The 15,501-nt window shown below is 39.8% G+C and carries 12 protein-coding genes; 3 read left to right on the top strand and 9 right to left on the bottom strand.

Translation table 11 applies throughout. The features are described from left to right. Positions 1–188, top strand: a 188-nt coding sequence (locus R0123_RS07355) for a hypothetical protein (protein WP_323843599.1), incomplete at its 5' end; no start/stop codon positions are given. Here R0123_RS07355 and R0123_RS07350 read toward each other — a convergent pair. From R0123_RS07350 to R0123_RS07325, 6 genes are all read right to left on the bottom strand, one after another. Then, positions 185–2,680 carry a GIY-YIG nuclease family protein gene (locus tag R0123_RS07350; protein WP_323843598.1) on the bottom strand — a complete coding sequence of 832 codons (2,496 nt, stop codon included), beginning with the start codon at positions 2,678–2,680 and terminating at the stop codon, positions 185–187. The genes R0123_RS07355 and R0123_RS07350 overlap by 4 nt on opposite strands. 1 nt (position 2,681) lies before the next feature. Further along, positions 2,682–3,341 carry a hypothetical protein gene (locus R0123_RS07345; protein ID WP_323843597.1) on the bottom strand — a complete coding sequence of 220 codons (660 nt, stop codon included), beginning with the start codon at positions 3,339–3,341 and terminating at the stop codon, positions 2,682–2,684. Beyond that, a complete protein-coding gene (locus tag R0123_RS07340; RefSeq protein ID WP_323843596.1) occupies positions 3,334–4,998 on the bottom strand; it encodes an Eco57I restriction-modification methylase domain-containing protein in 1,665 nt (554 codons plus the stop codon). Before R0123_RS07340 ends, R0123_RS07345 begins: the two co-directional genes overlap by 8 nt. 4 nt (positions 4,999–5,002) lie before the next feature. After that, positions 5,003–5,656, bottom strand: coding sequence for a restriction endonuclease subunit M (locus R0123_RS07335; protein ID WP_323843595.1), 654 nt, complete (start codon positions 5,654–5,656; stop codon positions 5,003–5,005). A 336-nt stretch (positions 5,657–5,992) separates the two neighbouring features. Then, complete coding sequence (pssA, locus tag R0123_RS07330; protein ID WP_416381703.1) at positions 5,993–6,793, bottom strand: CDP-diacylglycerol--serine O-phosphatidyltransferase; 801 nt, start codon at positions 6,791–6,793, stop codon at positions 5,993–5,995. A gap of 9 nt (positions 6,794–6,802) precedes the next feature. Continuing rightward, positions 6,803–7,681 carry a 23S rRNA (adenine(2030)-N(6))-methyltransferase RlmJ gene (locus R0123_RS07325; RefSeq protein WP_323843594.1) on the bottom strand — a complete coding sequence of 293 codons (879 nt, stop codon included), beginning with the start codon at positions 7,679–7,681 and terminating at the stop codon, positions 6,803–6,805. Positions 7,682–7,756: 75 nt separating this feature from the next. On the opposite strand from R0123_RS07325, the gene R0123_RS07320 reads away from it, so the two are divergent. Next, positions 7,757–8,356, top strand: coding sequence for a 2OG-Fe(II) oxygenase (locus R0123_RS07320; RefSeq protein WP_323843593.1), 600 nt, complete (start codon positions 7,757–7,759; stop codon positions 8,354–8,356). A 147-nt stretch (positions 8,357–8,503) separates the two neighbouring features. Here the strand turns inward: R0123_RS07320 and R0123_RS07315 are convergent, their stop codons facing one another. Further along, a complete protein-coding gene (locus tag R0123_RS07315; RefSeq protein ID WP_323843592.1) occupies positions 8,504–10,996 on the bottom strand; it encodes a TonB-dependent receptor in 2,493 nt (830 codons plus the stop codon). A 244-nt stretch (positions 10,997–11,240) separates the two neighbouring features. On the opposite strand from R0123_RS07315, the gene dapE reads away from it, so the two are divergent. Next, positions 11,241–12,419: a succinyl-diaminopimelate desuccinylase gene (gene dapE, locus R0123_RS07310; protein WP_323843591.1), complete on the top strand. Its 1,179-nt coding sequence runs from the start codon at positions 11,241–11,243 to the stop codon at positions 12,417–12,419. A gap of 59 nt (positions 12,420–12,478) precedes the next feature. On the opposite strand, the gene R0123_RS07305 is transcribed toward dapE, so the two are convergent. Continuing rightward, entirely contained in the window at positions 12,479–14,053 is a 1,575-nt protein-coding gene (locus R0123_RS07305) for an AbgT family transporter (RefSeq protein WP_323843590.1), read from the bottom strand. 266 nt (positions 14,054–14,319) lie between these two features. Further along, positions 14,320–15,312 (bottom strand): extracellular solute-binding protein, encoded by a 993-nt coding sequence (locus R0123_RS07300; RefSeq protein WP_323843589.1) that lies wholly within the window; start codon positions 15,310–15,312, stop codon positions 14,320–14,322. Positions 15,313–15,501 lie beyond the last annotated feature (189 nt).

The following is a 15,501-nucleotide window of genomic DNA, read 5'->3' as shown; positions in this document are numbered from 1 at the left end:
TTATTGAAATTAAACAAGTTTTTTCATTTGCTTGTCTGCTTGAGTGGTGCGTATTATACGCTAATTTTAATGGTTGTAAAGTGGTTTTTTGGGGGAAATGGGAGAAAGTTTGTATGTTGTTGATTTTAATTAATTTTTTAATTTCAATCAAATCAACCTACTTTGCCATCATCTTATTACACCATTAATTGAGATGGTAGTCATTTTTAACTACCGTATTATAAAGACCAACATACTCATTATCTCGATGAATACCTACATATTCTAGGCTGGCATCTTCATAGCGTTTAAATTTATACACCGCATCATTCATCACACTTTCATTAAAGACATTCAGCGATACCAAAAGTGCAAAATCTGCTTGGCTAAGCCCTGTTACTCTGGTGAATAAGTCAGGCTCAAGCTCGGTAATCACATCTAGCAAAGTGTGCTCACGATAATCGCTTAGATACATAAAAATTGGAATGCGAGTGGCGAACTTAACAAGCTTATCTTGAATTTGCTTGCGTAGACTTTTTTCTTTTTTCTCTTCTTCTGTCAATGCTTTTTTATCTTCTTTGGACAGCTCGCCGTCATTTTCTTTGGCTTTTTCTTTTAAGCCTTTTACTTTATCAGAGCGAGCGATAACCAACTCAATATCATCATTAAGACTACGAAATTCTTCAATTTTCATCAAAGCATCCATCGCATCTTGATTTGCCATCAAGGTTTTTAAAGTAAGGTCATCTACATTTACCAACATGGCCGATTGCCAACGGCGAGCCAATAGCGTCGCGGTAGTACCACTCATTGCCATATCTAAAAGCAATTTGGCATCCACTTGTTGCATCGCAGAACCATCATAAGCAAGCACAGGCAAAAAGGCAATGAATTCAGCAACCTTATTCTCAGGGCTGACATCCTTGGTATTTAATCGCCCTGCATATTCAGCGATTTGGCATAAGGCGCGGTTGGGTGCAAAATCAAACACATAGCATTGCTCTTTGATAATTTGGCTGTCGTTTTCGCCACGCACCACCCATGGGGTCTGCACACGAAACGCCGATTGAAAATAAGTTTCAGGGCTTGCCATATTTCTTAACATAAAAATACCCGTCCACGGCGGTACAGACACGCCCGTCATCAATTTACCACACGACAAAGTAATGCTTTTGGTATTTAAAGGATTGTTGGTCATTGCTTCTTTGACAGGGGTTAATGCTCTATCGCCCATACCCACATTATCGCCTGCCGCCACAATAATGTGATAATCGTGATAAAATTTATTGACAGGCTGTTTTAATAAATTACGCATCGCTTCACAACTGGCGATATTGGGCAAATACCAAACCGTATGCAATAAGCTATTTAGCAAATTGGTATCGCTAAATGGCATTGGTGGTTTGTCATTGCCCTGTCTTAAACTGCTAACAATCATTTCATCAAGATTATCACGAATTAAATCCAGCCATTTTTGCACTTCATCTTGATATTTAAATTTGGCTTTTTTGCCTGTGCCATCGGCTTTGAAAAACTCGTTCAAATCAAATTCATTAAACTCACCACCTGTGGCAATTTGGCGGATATGCTCTGGCAGTTGATAGGTCAAAAGCATCATCTGTGGCAAGGACAAATAAGGATTGTTCTCACCCTGCCAAGTCAGCTTGGCTTTTTGTTCATCTGAATATGTCCAGTTAAAAATCTGCTCTTCAATAAACTCACCACTGGCAATCGCTCGAAATGGCGTACCAGACAAATACAAATAATGGTCTGTGGTAATGGGTAGCTGATTTTCATCAAAATCCAGCATATCGGTATTAATGCCTATTTCATTATATTCGTCTTTGAGCTGTTTTTGCTCTAACGCTTCGTCTTTGGCAAATAGATTTTTGGCATTATCACGCCATGCTCCAAAATGGTATTCATCAAACACAACACAGTCCCAATTCATAGCGTGTACTTGCTCATTTTTGGGTTTGATATTGCCAAATTTATCCCTACCCAAAATGTCTTGAAACGAACCAAAATAGACCATTGGAGCGTTTTTGTCATAAGTATTTAAATCAAGGTCGGTTGTGCGGTCAAGAAATTGCCAACCATTAAAATCAATATGGCTCACCAAATCATCTTGCCACGCCACTTTTACCGCAGGCTTAAAGGTTAAAATCAAAATCTTTTGCCAACCCATTTTTTTGGCCAATTGATAAGTGGCAAAAGTCTTGCCAAATCGCATTTTGGCATTCCACAAAAAATGCGGTGTACGCCCTTTGTCATCGCCTTGTTTTATGCTATTAAAATAACGAGCGGTCAATTCTACCGCCTTTTGTTGCTCAGGTCGCATGGCAAAATCATGGGTACGCTTTGGCTCATAAGTTTTGTTATTTTTGACATTCAAAATGGCGTTTTTTATGGTATCAATATCGCAGTCAAACCATTCGCCTGCAATGCGGTTAATGCCCATTTTCTTTAATTCATCAAAAACAGCAAAATCTTTAAAATAACTGCCATCATCTTTAATCGCCAACGACTCAAATTCTAGTTTCCAACTTTGGCTTGGCGTAACGGTTGGATAATGCTGTTTCATTCGCTCCATAACCGTTTCTTGGGCGGTATAGCCGACTTTAAGACAATTTGGATAACGGCTGTCTGAATACACATAAATCTTTGGGGCGTGGATTTGGGCAAAGGTTGGGTGGGTCATTTTAGCTTCTCGGCTTTAATTCAAAATTTAACTGGGTTGCAACTTTGGATTGATAAAAATTAATAAATTCCTGTTTTAAATATTCATACTTTGGATTTAAAACAGGAACATTAAAACCACTGCCATTAGGGGAAATGATTTCATTTAATTTATCACCAATATCTTTTATGGCGATAAATTCTTCTACCAATTCTTTTGTTTTTGGTGATTGATGCCATAAATCGAAATCATCAAGTGATAATCCCATTTCATTTGTAATATATTTTCTAATTTTACGCTTAATTGGTACTAATTCATTTGTACAAAAATGATAAAAATTCCCAAATGGCGTAGGTTCTACCAGTCCATTTTTGGTTGTGGCAAAATGTCTTGTTTTGTCCGTAACCTTATCTTTTATCCAAATACATTTATGATTATTTCTTACTGTTGGCGGTAAGGCGACAAAAAACTCACAATTATCTAAATCGTATTCAGATAAAATAATATCTCTATCAACATAGTAATCACGCAAAAAATCTTTTAATTCCAAAATATGATTTTTGTCTAAAACCATACTATTTTGATTGTTATCCGCCGTATTACGAATGACTTTTAAATGATTTAAAAATCCTGTTTTTGTAGAAAAACGATTATTTGTAGATTGAAAAATAAAATCACTCATCATCATTCCCCAAATCCAACTGTGATTGTGCGGTCTTTTTACCACGAGATTTTTTAGGTTTTACACCAGTCTCATTATCCATTGGGCGTATCATTTCTTGTATATATCTAATATCGTCATTATTAAACCCATACTTTGCAAACAACTCTTCATCTGTCCACGCACGGCTAAAATCTTGCATTGGTACAAACTCATAAGTTGATTTTGTTGTATGTTGTGTATTTTTCTTTAAAGTGAGCATAAAATGAAAAAATCTTGTATTGATGTATGAAATAACATTTTGACAAATATTTTCATCATTTTGGCAATCAATAATTAAATATGTCTCTGTACAAGCTGTATTGATACCCGCATAAATTGGATTAACTTTATCTGTTTTTCCGTCTCCTGTTCCAACCGCATAGGGTACAATCACTTTATGGCGTAAAATCCAATCGTGATTTTTTGGAATTTCTACTCTACTAATATATCCAATCCCCTTATTTTGATATAATATCACATTATCATTTTTATCCTTATAAGGCGTAGATTTTCCTTTAAAAGTTGTAGCCAAGCCGAAAGGTTTTCTTGCACTAACCAAATTAGAAAAACTATTTTCATTCACTTTCTTAACTTTATTTAAAATAGAAATTGCTTGATTGTAGCGTATAAAAATATCTATTCCATTTTCTTTTAAAGGTCGTTTTACTTGGGAAATACAATGACCATTATCATAGGTAAATACCATACAATCATCATTATGATTTTTATCCCATAAGAAATAATTTACACCACCCTTAATTTCTACATTATCAAAACAATCTTTTGAATTGGGGAAATCGTGAATTTGGGCAATGCGTTTATCATTTATCATATTATCCCGAAAATCATCAAGCCCTTTACCACCAGTAAACCAACGGCTTGGGGTAATCATAATCAGATAATTTGGGTTTAATTTTTTAGCTTGTTCAATAAACAAATGATAAATCGGTTTTGCACTTGCTCCTGCCCCACCGTCATCTAATTGATAAGGCGGATTGCCAATAATCACATTAAATTGCATTTTTAAAATCTCTTTAAATTCATTGTCTTTATTGCTATGAATAAACGCATAAGCGTGGTTTTCTAGCCCTTGTCTATTGCCAAAAACATCGTAACTTGCACCGCACTCACGGCATTTGCCGTTTTCAAATATATGATTGGCATTACCAAAAATGATATTGCCCATTTCATTGTCAAATTCATCACAAATGGATAATGGTGAATTGGCGTTTTTGGCACAATAGACGCTCCGCCGTGATAACAAGGCGGTAAGCTGAGTGATGGCAATGCCAAATACTTGCTTGGTTAGAATGTGGTTGATGCGAATTTGTTTGTTTGGGATTTGTTTTTGTAAACCTTTGTCTAGGCGTTTGACGATTTCTCTTAAAAATACGCCTGACTTACACACAGGGTCTAAAAACTTAGCATTTTTATTTTGCCAAATACTATCAGGCAATAAATCCAGCATTTGATTGGCAAGCCGTGGCGATGTAAATACTTCGTCATTGGATAGACTGGATAGACAATCAAGCACATCAGGGTTATAAACTTGTTCAAAAAAGGACAACTGACCTTGGTTGATGTTATCCAAATCAGGAACGATGTTGCTATCTACTTGAATATTTTCTACTTGCATACGCTTATCCTTGTTCATATAGCGTTAAAAAATGAATAGGGGGATAAAATTTTAATTCATGGTTTTTAAAACGGTAATCGCCATCATTAACAAGCTCGCCATACAAAAAATCCCTGCGAGTTACCATTTCGCCTATAAATCTCCATTCACTAAAAATAATTGGGTTGTCTTTATCAAACAATGCATCATGATTAACGATATTTTTGGATAATAAATATTCAACAACCCTGATAACATTTGGGTCAGCATCTTTAAAATTCGTCTGATAATGTTCTGTAAACAAGTTCAATAATCGCTCACGGCATTCATTGCAGTTATCAGTCAATATTTCTATGCCATAAATAGATGAAACGGCTTGCACGGCATGAAAGCTATAATTAAAGGCTTGGTGTTTCTTTTTGATTTTTTTGGCAGATAAGAGTTCAAGGACGGCATCTAATTTTCGGCTCAAAATCTCTGCCAAAAAATTGCCCGTACCGCAAGCGGGTTCCAAAAAAGTATTGGTAATTTTATTCCAAATGGTTTGGGGCAATAGATTCAGCATTGCGTTTACTTCTTTTTCGGCCGTAAACACTTCACCAAAATCCGCCACTCGCTTTTTGGATTTGACTTGTCTTTGATTGGTTGGTTTATCATCTTGGTAGGCGGTATCATTCATCACGCACCGCCTTTTTTGATATATGGATAAATTTTGGGTACGAAAAAAGCCCATACAAAGATGGGCTTTTATTAAAAAATAGAGCGTTTAAGCCATTAAAATATTGAACTTTAACAAAATTTAGACATAATTTCGGCTGAACGGCTGAACGCTGAACGCTGAACGCTGAACGCTGAACGCTGAACGCTGAACGCTGAACGCTGAACGCTGAACGCTGAACGCTGAACGCTGAACGCTGAACGCTGAACGCTGAAGTAAGATACGATCATTTTAATGTTTGTCAATACTAAAATTACTAATAAAATCAAATTTAAACAACCAATCATTACGCCTTAATCACGAATTTTTGGCAAAAAATGTCGTCCACAATCCTGATAAGGCATAAATCACACCAATCGCCAACACCCCCACAGGAATGTCATATAGCACAATCGCCATAACAAGCACGCCCAAAATCAAAGCAACAAAAGGAACTTTTTGGCGATCAAATTCTTTAAAGCTGTAATATTTGACATTACTCACCATCAATAGCCCACAGATGACCGTCCACACCGCACAAGCGATGGCCAAGATTTGAGAAATGGCACCGATGTGGTCTTTAATAACCATCACGCTTGATGCCACCAATATTGCCGCCAAAGGACTTGCCACACCAATAAAGTATTTTTTATCAACGATGTTGATTTGCACATTAAATCTGGCAAGACGAAATGCTGCACAAGCTGAAAATACAAACGCACAAGCAAGTCCAATCCGCCCCAAATCATGCAAAGCAAAATGATACATGAGTACCGCAGGTGCAAGCCCAAAGGCGATGCAGTCAGCAAGGCTATCAAGCTGTTCACCAAAAGGGCTTTGGGCATTCAACATACGAGCAGCACGCCCATCCATACCGTCCAAAAATGCCGATATAAAAATGGCAAGACTTGCTTGATAAAACCGCCCTTCACTGCTGGCAACAATAGAAAAAAATGCCGAAAGCATAGAGGCAGTGGTAAAAAGATTTGGCACAAGATACACCCCACGACTGACCTTTTTGTTGTCGCCGTCTTGCTCTGCTTCCACCACCTCAAAGGTGATGCCATCATGCTCATCAGGGTGCTTAGGATTTTGGTTTGTCATGATAATCTTTGTCATTATTAAAAACTATTCACCCACAAGCCACTTAACCACCACCATCTCATCAATGGTCATGGCAGGGGCGTCTTTTGGTTTTAAGATGGGAGCAAGCGTTTGTAAAATATTTTTGGCGTGTTCTTCAAACTGCCAAGGTGGGTTGATGATGTGCAATCCTGTGCCATTGATACCAACCGCCACATCATTGGGATATAGATTTAGCTCGCAAATAAGCTGGCGACGAATGGTGGTTCGTTTCATTTTTTTATAAAACAGCTCAACCGCTTCTTTGTTTTTAATCGGATACCATAATACAAATGTGCCTGTTGAAAACTTTTTATGACTTACCACAAGCAAATCCACCAAACGGCCAAAATCCTTATGTTCTTGCTCAAAGGGTGGATCAAGCAAGATCATGCCTCGCTTTTCTTTAGGTGGCAACACCGCAGGCACACCTTCAAAAGCATCTCGATGATGAATACCGATGGGTAATTGATACAACTGATAATTTAGTGCATCATACTCGTCTGCTACCGCCTCAAATGATTCAGCCCTAATGGGTGCATCGGCTGAGTGATTCAAAGCTTGGTTAGCAATCCACCAAGGCGACCCTGGATAGACATGCTCATCATAAATTTTGCGGGCGATTTGCAAGTCTAACAGATATTGAGCAATGGCCTTAGGTGGGGTTGTTAATGTGGCACGCTCCAAAGCACGAATGCCTTTATCGGATTCTGCTGTTTTATTTGCCTCATCACTGTCCAACGAATACAGCCCCCTGCCACCATAAGCATCTAGCACATAAAAAGGCTTGCCCTTGGCAGAAAATTGAGCAAGTAGCTGTAACAGCAAAATATGTTTGGCAACATCAGCAAAATTGCCAGCGTGATAAGCGTGTTTATAATTCATAATAAAAGTGCGTGTTATTTTAAATGACTTATGGTAGCATAACAGACGACTTTTGGCTATTTTTTATTTATCTGTATGATGACAGCTTTTGATATCGATTGGCACACCCTCATCAACCAAAAACTCGATGACTTTATTGCCACAGGCACGATGGTCATCGATGATGTCTTTGCCATTCAAGATTTGACCATCTTGCAAGCTGAAAGTGGCTTTATTGATTACAAAGAAGCAAAACTGACACACGGTGAAAGACAAACAAAGATTCGTGGTGATAGCATTCGCTGGATTGATGAATCTTGCCCTGTGGGCATGGCATATCTTAGTGCCATTGATGAACTTGGGCGATATTTTAATCAGACACTGTACGCAGGCATTCGCTCGTCAGAGGCTCATTATGCTTGTTATCCGCCAGGCTTTGGTTATCAATGGCACTCAGACAACCCTAAGGGACGAGATGAGAGGGTTATTTCGGCAGTTTTTTATCTTAATGACAACTGGTCCAATGACGATGGTGGCCAGATTACGGTCATAAATAAAGCAGGCAACACCACACAACTGACACCACAACTCAACCGCCTTGTTATTTTTGATAGTAATTTACAACACCAAGTAGAAATCACCAACCGCCAGCGTTTTTCTATTGCTACTTGGCTAAGGCGAGATGATGGGGTCTGACAACTAAAAACTCCATGGCATTTGACTTACCCTTAGGTACTGCATGATAAGTCAAATACCAAAACAAAAAACAGTGGGGCTTACTTGGTTTAAAATCCCCAAATCCCAGCAAGTCTCATGCCGATGTTTGGGGTATTTTGACGCATACTAAAACTTCATTTCTGCTGCCAAGCTTATATTTCGTCCTTGTTGCGGAACAAAAGGCAAAAATGAGTTGTGAATATAGATTTTTTCATTCAACAGATTATTGCCACGAATGGACCAAGTTGTATCGGTATTGCCGATACGGCGATGATAATCCAAACCTAAATTCAGCAGATTATAACCTTTGGTTGCATCTTCTTGGATAAAAATAGGACATAGACGCTCATTGCCGTATTGGTGGTGGGTACATTCGCTGTTATATTTGGCAGCAACAGAGTTGGAAGTACGGTTTTGGTCAAAAACACGGATAAACTCTAGCGATGGCGAGAAGTTGCCATACTCGCCGTTGATACGCATACCGATACGGTCAGGGGATAGGCGTGGTGGGTGGCGGTCAGGGCGTGCGATGGTGTCTTGACCAATAACATCTTTACACTCATCTTCATATTCGCCATCTTCGTCTTTTAATATACACTTATAAGGCTCGCCCAAAATGTTTTTACCAACAAGCGGAGCAAAATCATATAATTTGCCACGCACCATATCGCCAAATACACTGATATTTAAATTTGGATTAAATTGATAGCCAATTTCTAGTTCTGCTCCTTTTAATTTTGCCTTAGACTGGGTAAAACGACGCAGAGTTAAATTGCCAAGTTTGTACAGATTTTCTGGGTGAATATAATTATCAAATTTGTTGGCATAAATACTGCCTTTGACACGCCATTTATCGCCTTTAAAGGTTAACCCCAGCTCACCGTTGTCCGATTTTTCTTTGTCTAAATCTTTTTTGCCATATAAAAATGAATTGGTCGCCAAATTTTTACCGTGATAGTAAAGCTCCATAGGCGTTGGTGTGCGTTCATTGTGCGAAAAAGTGGTATCAAGGCGAAGTTTTGGTGTAACGTCCCATATTGCCCCTACGGCATAGGAAGTGGCGGTGCTTTGATAAGGTGTTAAATCGGGCAATTCTTGTTTGCCCTCACCTTGTGCGATTGCAGCATTAATTTCGTCCATGTTATATTCTATAGGAATACTGGTATGTTCACGACGTAGGGCGGTGTGGAGTTTTACATTGCCGATTTTGTATTCACTAAGCCCAAAAATGCTGTGCGTTTTTTGGGTATTTTTTACCAAAAGACGGCGGTTTTCCTTTTTTTCTTTATTGCTTGGGATAAGGGCATAGGTTTTATTGTTTTGATTATCAAATCCCCAAACAAAGGATAGGCGGTCGGTAGGTGATTGGTGAATAGACAATTTTGATGTTAAACCTTTATTACCCCAATACGAAGTATTACCCTGTACAAATACCTTGCCAAAGGCAGGGTCAGGAATGTGTTTGCCGTCGTCGTATTCTTGATGTTTATAGTCGCTGTGGCTGGCTGTTAGGCGGATTTTGTCAATGCTTGGGATTGGGTGATTAATTTCGCCTTGCAGAGAAAAAGTTTTTGATGTCATATCTACCCAAGGACCTTTTTGGGTATGGTCATGAACATGTCCATAGGGGTTTTTATGGCTGTGGCCTGGGTCTGAAGTAATATCTCTTGGACAATGTACATGCAGACCCTCTGCAATAATCAAATCCTCATCACGCATTAGGTGTGGATAAGGGGATAGATATTTACGTTCAGACCCTCCCCATGTGCTGTTGGAGCTCGTGTCAGAAACATGTCCACTACATTCATCAAACTTATGATTATGCCCAACCAGTCCATATTTATCTTTGCGTTCGCTATATGCCAAGCCAATATGCCCTTGATTGCCAATATAAGACAAACCCAATGTACCAACGGTAGATTTATTATAAGAATCTGGCAAATAATTTAACACTTTACCAAAGTTAATGGCAGGCACATTATAGGGATTGGCGTCTCGTCCCATGGCTTCCAATCTTAAAACGAGTTTGTCATTCAAAGGAGCAGACACCCCTGCTATGGCAAGTTTTTCATCGCTCCCAGCATTAAAACGCAACATCGTCTCACCTGTGATACCTGCTGGCATTTTGTCTGGAATACGATTGTCAATGACATTAATCACACCTGCAGGCGATGCGTTGGCGTGCATGAGTGTGGACGCACCACGCACCACTTCCACACGACTGGCAAGGAGCGTATCTACGGCAACAGCATGGTCAGGGCTAACCGTGGACATATCGGCAACCGCAGAGCCGTTTTGCAAAATCTTAACCCGCACACCTTCCTGACCACGCACGACAGGAGCAGAAGCCCCACCGCCAAACGGATTGGAATGAATGCCACTTTCAGCAGCCAAAGCATTGCCCAATGTTGATGAGCGGTGCTTGAGCTTATCCTTAGTAACTGTCATGTCGCTTGCTTTTTTACTATCATCAAAAGCATCACTAGATGATATAGTCCTGTTTAATGTGATTGCCATATGCCCCAGTTTTAAGTCGGGTTCATCAGACACCACATCAGCATAGGCTGCTTGGGCCAAAAGCGTCAATACGGCCAATGGCAAGGCCTTATAAGTTGTCATTCATATTTCTCCTATGTTATTTTGTAATATAATAACATAATGTTGGTTTACAATAAAATATTATTTTGTATATTCATCAATCTTTGTAATGCCAATGAATACAAAATGAACACAAATAGACATCTTGTTACGCTCCTTACTTTTTTCTTAGAATCTGCTACAATATATCTTTTTCAAACATTTTTTAAAATCTTTTTGCCCAATCTGTGTTATCACAGTCATTTTAATCATTAAGACCGATCATATGAGCCCCACCTTATCTTTATCTACCGCCCTATTAAAACAGCCCTCCGTTACACCCAATGACTTTGAGTGTCAAAATATTTTGGCTCATGAATTGACCAAATTAGGCTTTGAATGTGAGTTTTTATATTTTGGCGATCCTAACGATACAGGTAACAACGCCCAAATTAAAAATCTTTATGCCAAAAAAAAGGGGGCTAGCCCCACCGCACCGCACTTATGCTTTGCAGGGCATACTGATGTGGTGCCTGCTGGCGATGAAAGCCTGTGGACTTATCCACCTTTTTTGGCAACTGTCGCCGATGGCTATTTATGGGGTCGTGGTGCATCTGACATGAAGACTGCGATTGCATGCTTTGTTGTGGCATGTAAGCATTTCATCAATAACAATCCTCATCACCAAGGCAGTATCTCTTTGTTGATCACCGCTGATGAAGAAGGCGTAGCAATCAACGGCACAAAAGAGGTGGTAAAAGCACTTGCTGAGCGTGGTGAACGCATGGATTATTGTCTTGTGGGTGAGCCATCTAGCACCAAAATATTGGGCGATGTCATCAAAAATGGTCGGCGTGGCTCATTAAGTGGCAAGCTCATCATTACAGGCAAGCAAGGGCATATCGCCTATCCGCATTTGGCGGTTAATCCCATTCACGCACTTGCACCAGCCTTAGCCGAACTCACCCAAACTCATTGGGATAACGGCAACGAATATTTTCCCGCCACCAGTATGCAAATCAGTAATATCAACGGTGGTACAGGAGCAAATAATGTCATTCCCAATAGTGTAGAGGTGCTATTTAATTTTCGTTTCTCCACCGAATCCACCGCTGAGAGCCTAAAAGCAAAAACACACGCCATCATTGACAAATATTTTGACAACAGCCAAGCACATTATCAAATACAATGGAGCTTATCAGGAGAGCCATTTTTGACACCAAAAGGCGATTTTGTTGATGCCGTGGCGTATGCCATCAAAAGCGTGACAGGCGTAGACACCCAGCTTTCTACATCTGGCGGTACATCAGATGGTCGCTTTATTGCCCCAATCATGAATGCCCAAGTAGTAGAGCTTGGCGTACTCAACGACACCATTCACCAAATTGACGAAAAAGTGGCAGTTGATGATTTGGAAAAATTGACGCTGATTTATGGAAAAATTTTGACGCAGCTGATTGGCTAACCCACCCATCACGACAAAAAAATCCCCTAAATTTGGGGATTTTTTTATATCAATCATCATTAAGGTGCGTAATAAGTTGCCGAACCTGGTCCAACAGGTAATCCTAATACAAATACCCAAACATAAAATGCAAGCGTCCACACCGTTAAAAATGCCACCGAATACGGCAACATCATTGCCATTAAAGTACCGACGCCTGTGTCTTTTTTGTAGCGGATTGCCACCGCCATGATTAGCCCAAAATAACTAAGCATTGGCGTGATGATGTTGGTGGACGAATCGCCAATCCGATAAGCTGCTTGAATGACTTCTGGGGCATAGCCTGTCAGCATAAGCATTGGCACAAAAATAGGAGCGGTAATTGCCCATTGTGCTGACGCTGATGCCAGCATTAAATTGACAACTGTGCAAATCAAAATAAAGCCAACAAGGAGCATAGGACCTGTCAAACCCAAGTCTTGCAATAAAGTTGCCCCAGATACTGCCATAACCTGCCCAATATTTGACCAATTAAAAAAAGCAATAAATTGGGCGGCAAAAAACACCAGCACGATATACTGACTAAGTGATGCCATTGATGTACTCATCGCACCCACAACATCGTTATTATTTTTAAATGAACGGGTTATCTTGCCATACACCAAACCAGGCACTGCAAAAAACACAAAAATAAATACCACAATGCCTTTTAAAAATGGCGAGCCTGCTACTAAGTGGGTTTGTGGGTGGCGTAAAATACCGTCAGCTGGCACAACTGTCCACGCAAGCAGTCCACAAAATATCAATGCTGATACCCCTGCCCAAATCAGTCCCTTTTTTTCAAGATTGGTCAGTCGCTCAATTTTGTGATTTAGCACGCTTTTGTCGTCTGCATCATCAGGATTATACACGCCAAGGCTGGGTTCAACGATTTTTTCGGTAATCACATAACCTAAGCCACTAATTAAAAAAGTGCTAAATGCCATAAAATACCAGTTGGCTTCTGTGCCAACCACATAATCTGGGTCAATAATCCGTGCTGCTTCTTGGGTGATGCCTGACAACAAGGGGTCAACCGTACCAAGCAATAAATTGGCACTATAACCGCCTGACACCCCTGCAAAGGCAGCTGCAAGTCCTGCCAAAGGGTGGCGACCCAGTGAATAAAAAATCATCGCCGCCAGCGGAATAAGCACCACATAGCCAAGTTCGGCTGCCGTGTTGGACATAATGCCAGCAAAGACAACCACAAGCGTAACCAGTTTTTTGGGGGCATTTAGCACAAGCCCACGCAAAGATGCTGAAATAAGCCCAGAGCTTTCGGCAATGCCCACCCCAAGCAGTGCCACCACCACCGTACCAAACGGCACAAAGCCTGTAAAATTACTAACCAAATGCTCAACAATGCGTGCCAACCCTTCGCCATTTAGTAGATTAACTACATAAATCATACCGTCTTCGCTACGACCCTTAGCACCCATAGGGCGTGGGTCGGCAACCGACACGCCTAGACTAGCAAGCACCGCCGACAAGACAAGCATAATGACCGACATCCACACAAATAAAATCGCAGGGTGGGGCAACAGATTGCCAAGCCATTCAACGCCCTTTAAAAACCGTTGCATACGGTTATGGTTTTGTTGATTTTGTGTCATGGTTGTTTCCAATTCTTAAATCTTAAACTAAATTAACAATTTAGCCATTTAAGCATGATTAAAATTGCATGACAAATGGTAATTTTTCAAGCAGTTATGCCATTTTTGCATAAGCAATACACCTGAACGAACGGCATAAATAATTTTTTTACTTATAATTACAATTTAGCTCACCCTACTATGCACAAACCATGAACAAAAAACCACACCGTAAATGGTGTGGTTTTTTATGAGTGGACTTTGCCACATCAAACAAGCAATTGCAATTATTGGTATCCTACCTTTTTCATCAGCATGATTGCTCGCTGTTGGTTTTGACCTGCGATAGAGACATTGATGAAGTCTTGTTTAAAACTTCCCCATTTTGCCACTTTTGGATCTGGTGCAATTCTAGGATTGGCAGGATATTCATGGTTTAGGTCAGCAAATAGATTTTGAGCATTAGAGCTACTTAGCCACTCAATAAATTTTTGAGCCTCAGCAGCGTTATCACTATACTTGACCACGCCAGCCCCAGAGACATTGACATGCGTACCCTTACCTTTTTGGTCAGCAAAGAATACTTTTACATTAAGATCAGGGTTTTTGTCAAGCAATCGGCCAAAATAGTAAGTATTAGCAATACCTACATCACATTGCCCTGCATCAATGGCTTCAAGCATACTGGTGTCATTGGAAAACGGCTTGGTTGCCAAGTTATCCACCCAGCCTTTCACTACTTTTTCGGTGGTTGATTTGCCGTGGTTGGCAAGCATCGTACCAACCAAAGATTGATTGTAGACATTGTTAGAAGTTCTTAGGCACAGTTTTCCTTTCCATTTTGGATTGGCAAGGTCGGCATAAGTTGATAGCTGGCTTGGCTGAACTTTTGTTGGGTTATAAAAAATCGTTCTAGCACGCACAGACAGACCAAACCACTGATTTTTTGGGTCTCTTAAATGTGCAGGGATATTTGCTTTTAAGGTGTTAGATTTAATTGGTTGAAACAGTCCCATCTGAGCTGCCTGCCAAAGATTGCCACCATCAACAGTAATGAAAACATCGGCTGGTGTATTTTTACCCTCAGCTTTTAGTTTTTCCATCAATGGGCCTGCTTTGTCATTAACCAAAATAACTTTGGTGCCAGTTTCCTGCTCATATTTTTTGACGATAGGTTGTAAAAGCTCTTGAGAGCGTGAAGAATATACCACTAAGTCATCAGCAAATGCAGGAGTGGCCATTAGCACCGCCATACTTAGTACAGATAATTTTTTTAACATTTTTAACTCCTTAGTTTAAATTTAATAGTCATAAACCAAAAAAACGATAAGCATAGGAAAAACAAACTACCGTTTGTTTTACTTTTCATAACATATCGACACTATATTAAATCATTTTAAGAATTTAAACAAGAAAAATTATCATTATTGATGTATAATGTGTCTTATTTTTACAGCATAACTCAATAG

This window comes from Moraxella sp. Pampa (genome assembly GCF_035181385.1).
In the GTDB taxonomy this organism is placed as follows: domain Bacteria; phylum Pseudomonadota; class Gammaproteobacteria; order Pseudomonadales; family Moraxellaceae; genus Moraxella.
The sequence above is the reverse complement of the archived record's forward strand: the minus strand, read 5'-3'. Positions and strand labels throughout refer to the sequence as shown.

Excerpts from the sequence above, each read along its gene's own strand:
- R0123_RS07350 (WP_323843598.1), bottom strand. The coding sequence starts at position 2,680 with ATGACCCACCCAACCTTTGCCCAAATCCACGCCCCAAAGATTTATGTG.
- R0123_RS07345 (WP_323843597.1), bottom strand. The coding sequence starts at position 3,341 with ATGAGTGATTTTATTTTTCAATCTACAAATAATCGTTTTTCTACAAAA.
- R0123_RS07340 (WP_323843596.1), bottom strand. The coding sequence starts at position 4,998 with ATGCAAGTAGAAAATATTCAAGTAGATAGCAACATCGTTCCTGATTTG.
- R0123_RS07335 (WP_323843595.1), bottom strand. The coding sequence starts at position 5,656 with ATGAATGATACCGCCTACCAAGATGATAAACCAACCAATCAAAGACAA.
- pssA (WP_416381703.1), bottom strand. The coding sequence starts at position 6,793 with ATGACAAAGATTATCATGACAAACCAAAATCCTAAGCACCCTGATGAG.
- R0123_RS07325 (WP_323843594.1), bottom strand. The coding sequence starts at position 7,681 with ATGAATTATAAACACGCTTATCACGCTGGCAATTTTGCTGATGTTGCC.
- R0123_RS07320 (WP_323843593.1), top strand. The coding sequence starts at position 7,757 with ATGATGACAGCTTTTGATATCGATTGGCACACCCTCATCAACCAAAAA.
- R0123_RS07315 (WP_323843592.1), bottom strand. The coding sequence starts at position 10,996 with ATGACAACTTATAAGGCCTTGCCATTGGCCGTATTGACGCTTTTGGCC.
- dapE (WP_323843591.1), top strand. The coding sequence starts at position 11,241 with ATGAGCCCCACCTTATCTTTATCTACCGCCCTATTAAAACAGCCCTCC.
- R0123_RS07305 (WP_323843590.1), bottom strand. The coding sequence starts at position 14,053 with ATGACACAAAATCAACAAAACCATAACCGTATGCAACGGTTTTTAAAG.
- R0123_RS07300 (WP_323843589.1), bottom strand. The coding sequence starts at position 15,312 with ATGTTAAAAAAATTATCTGTACTAAGTATGGCGGTGCTAATGGCCACT.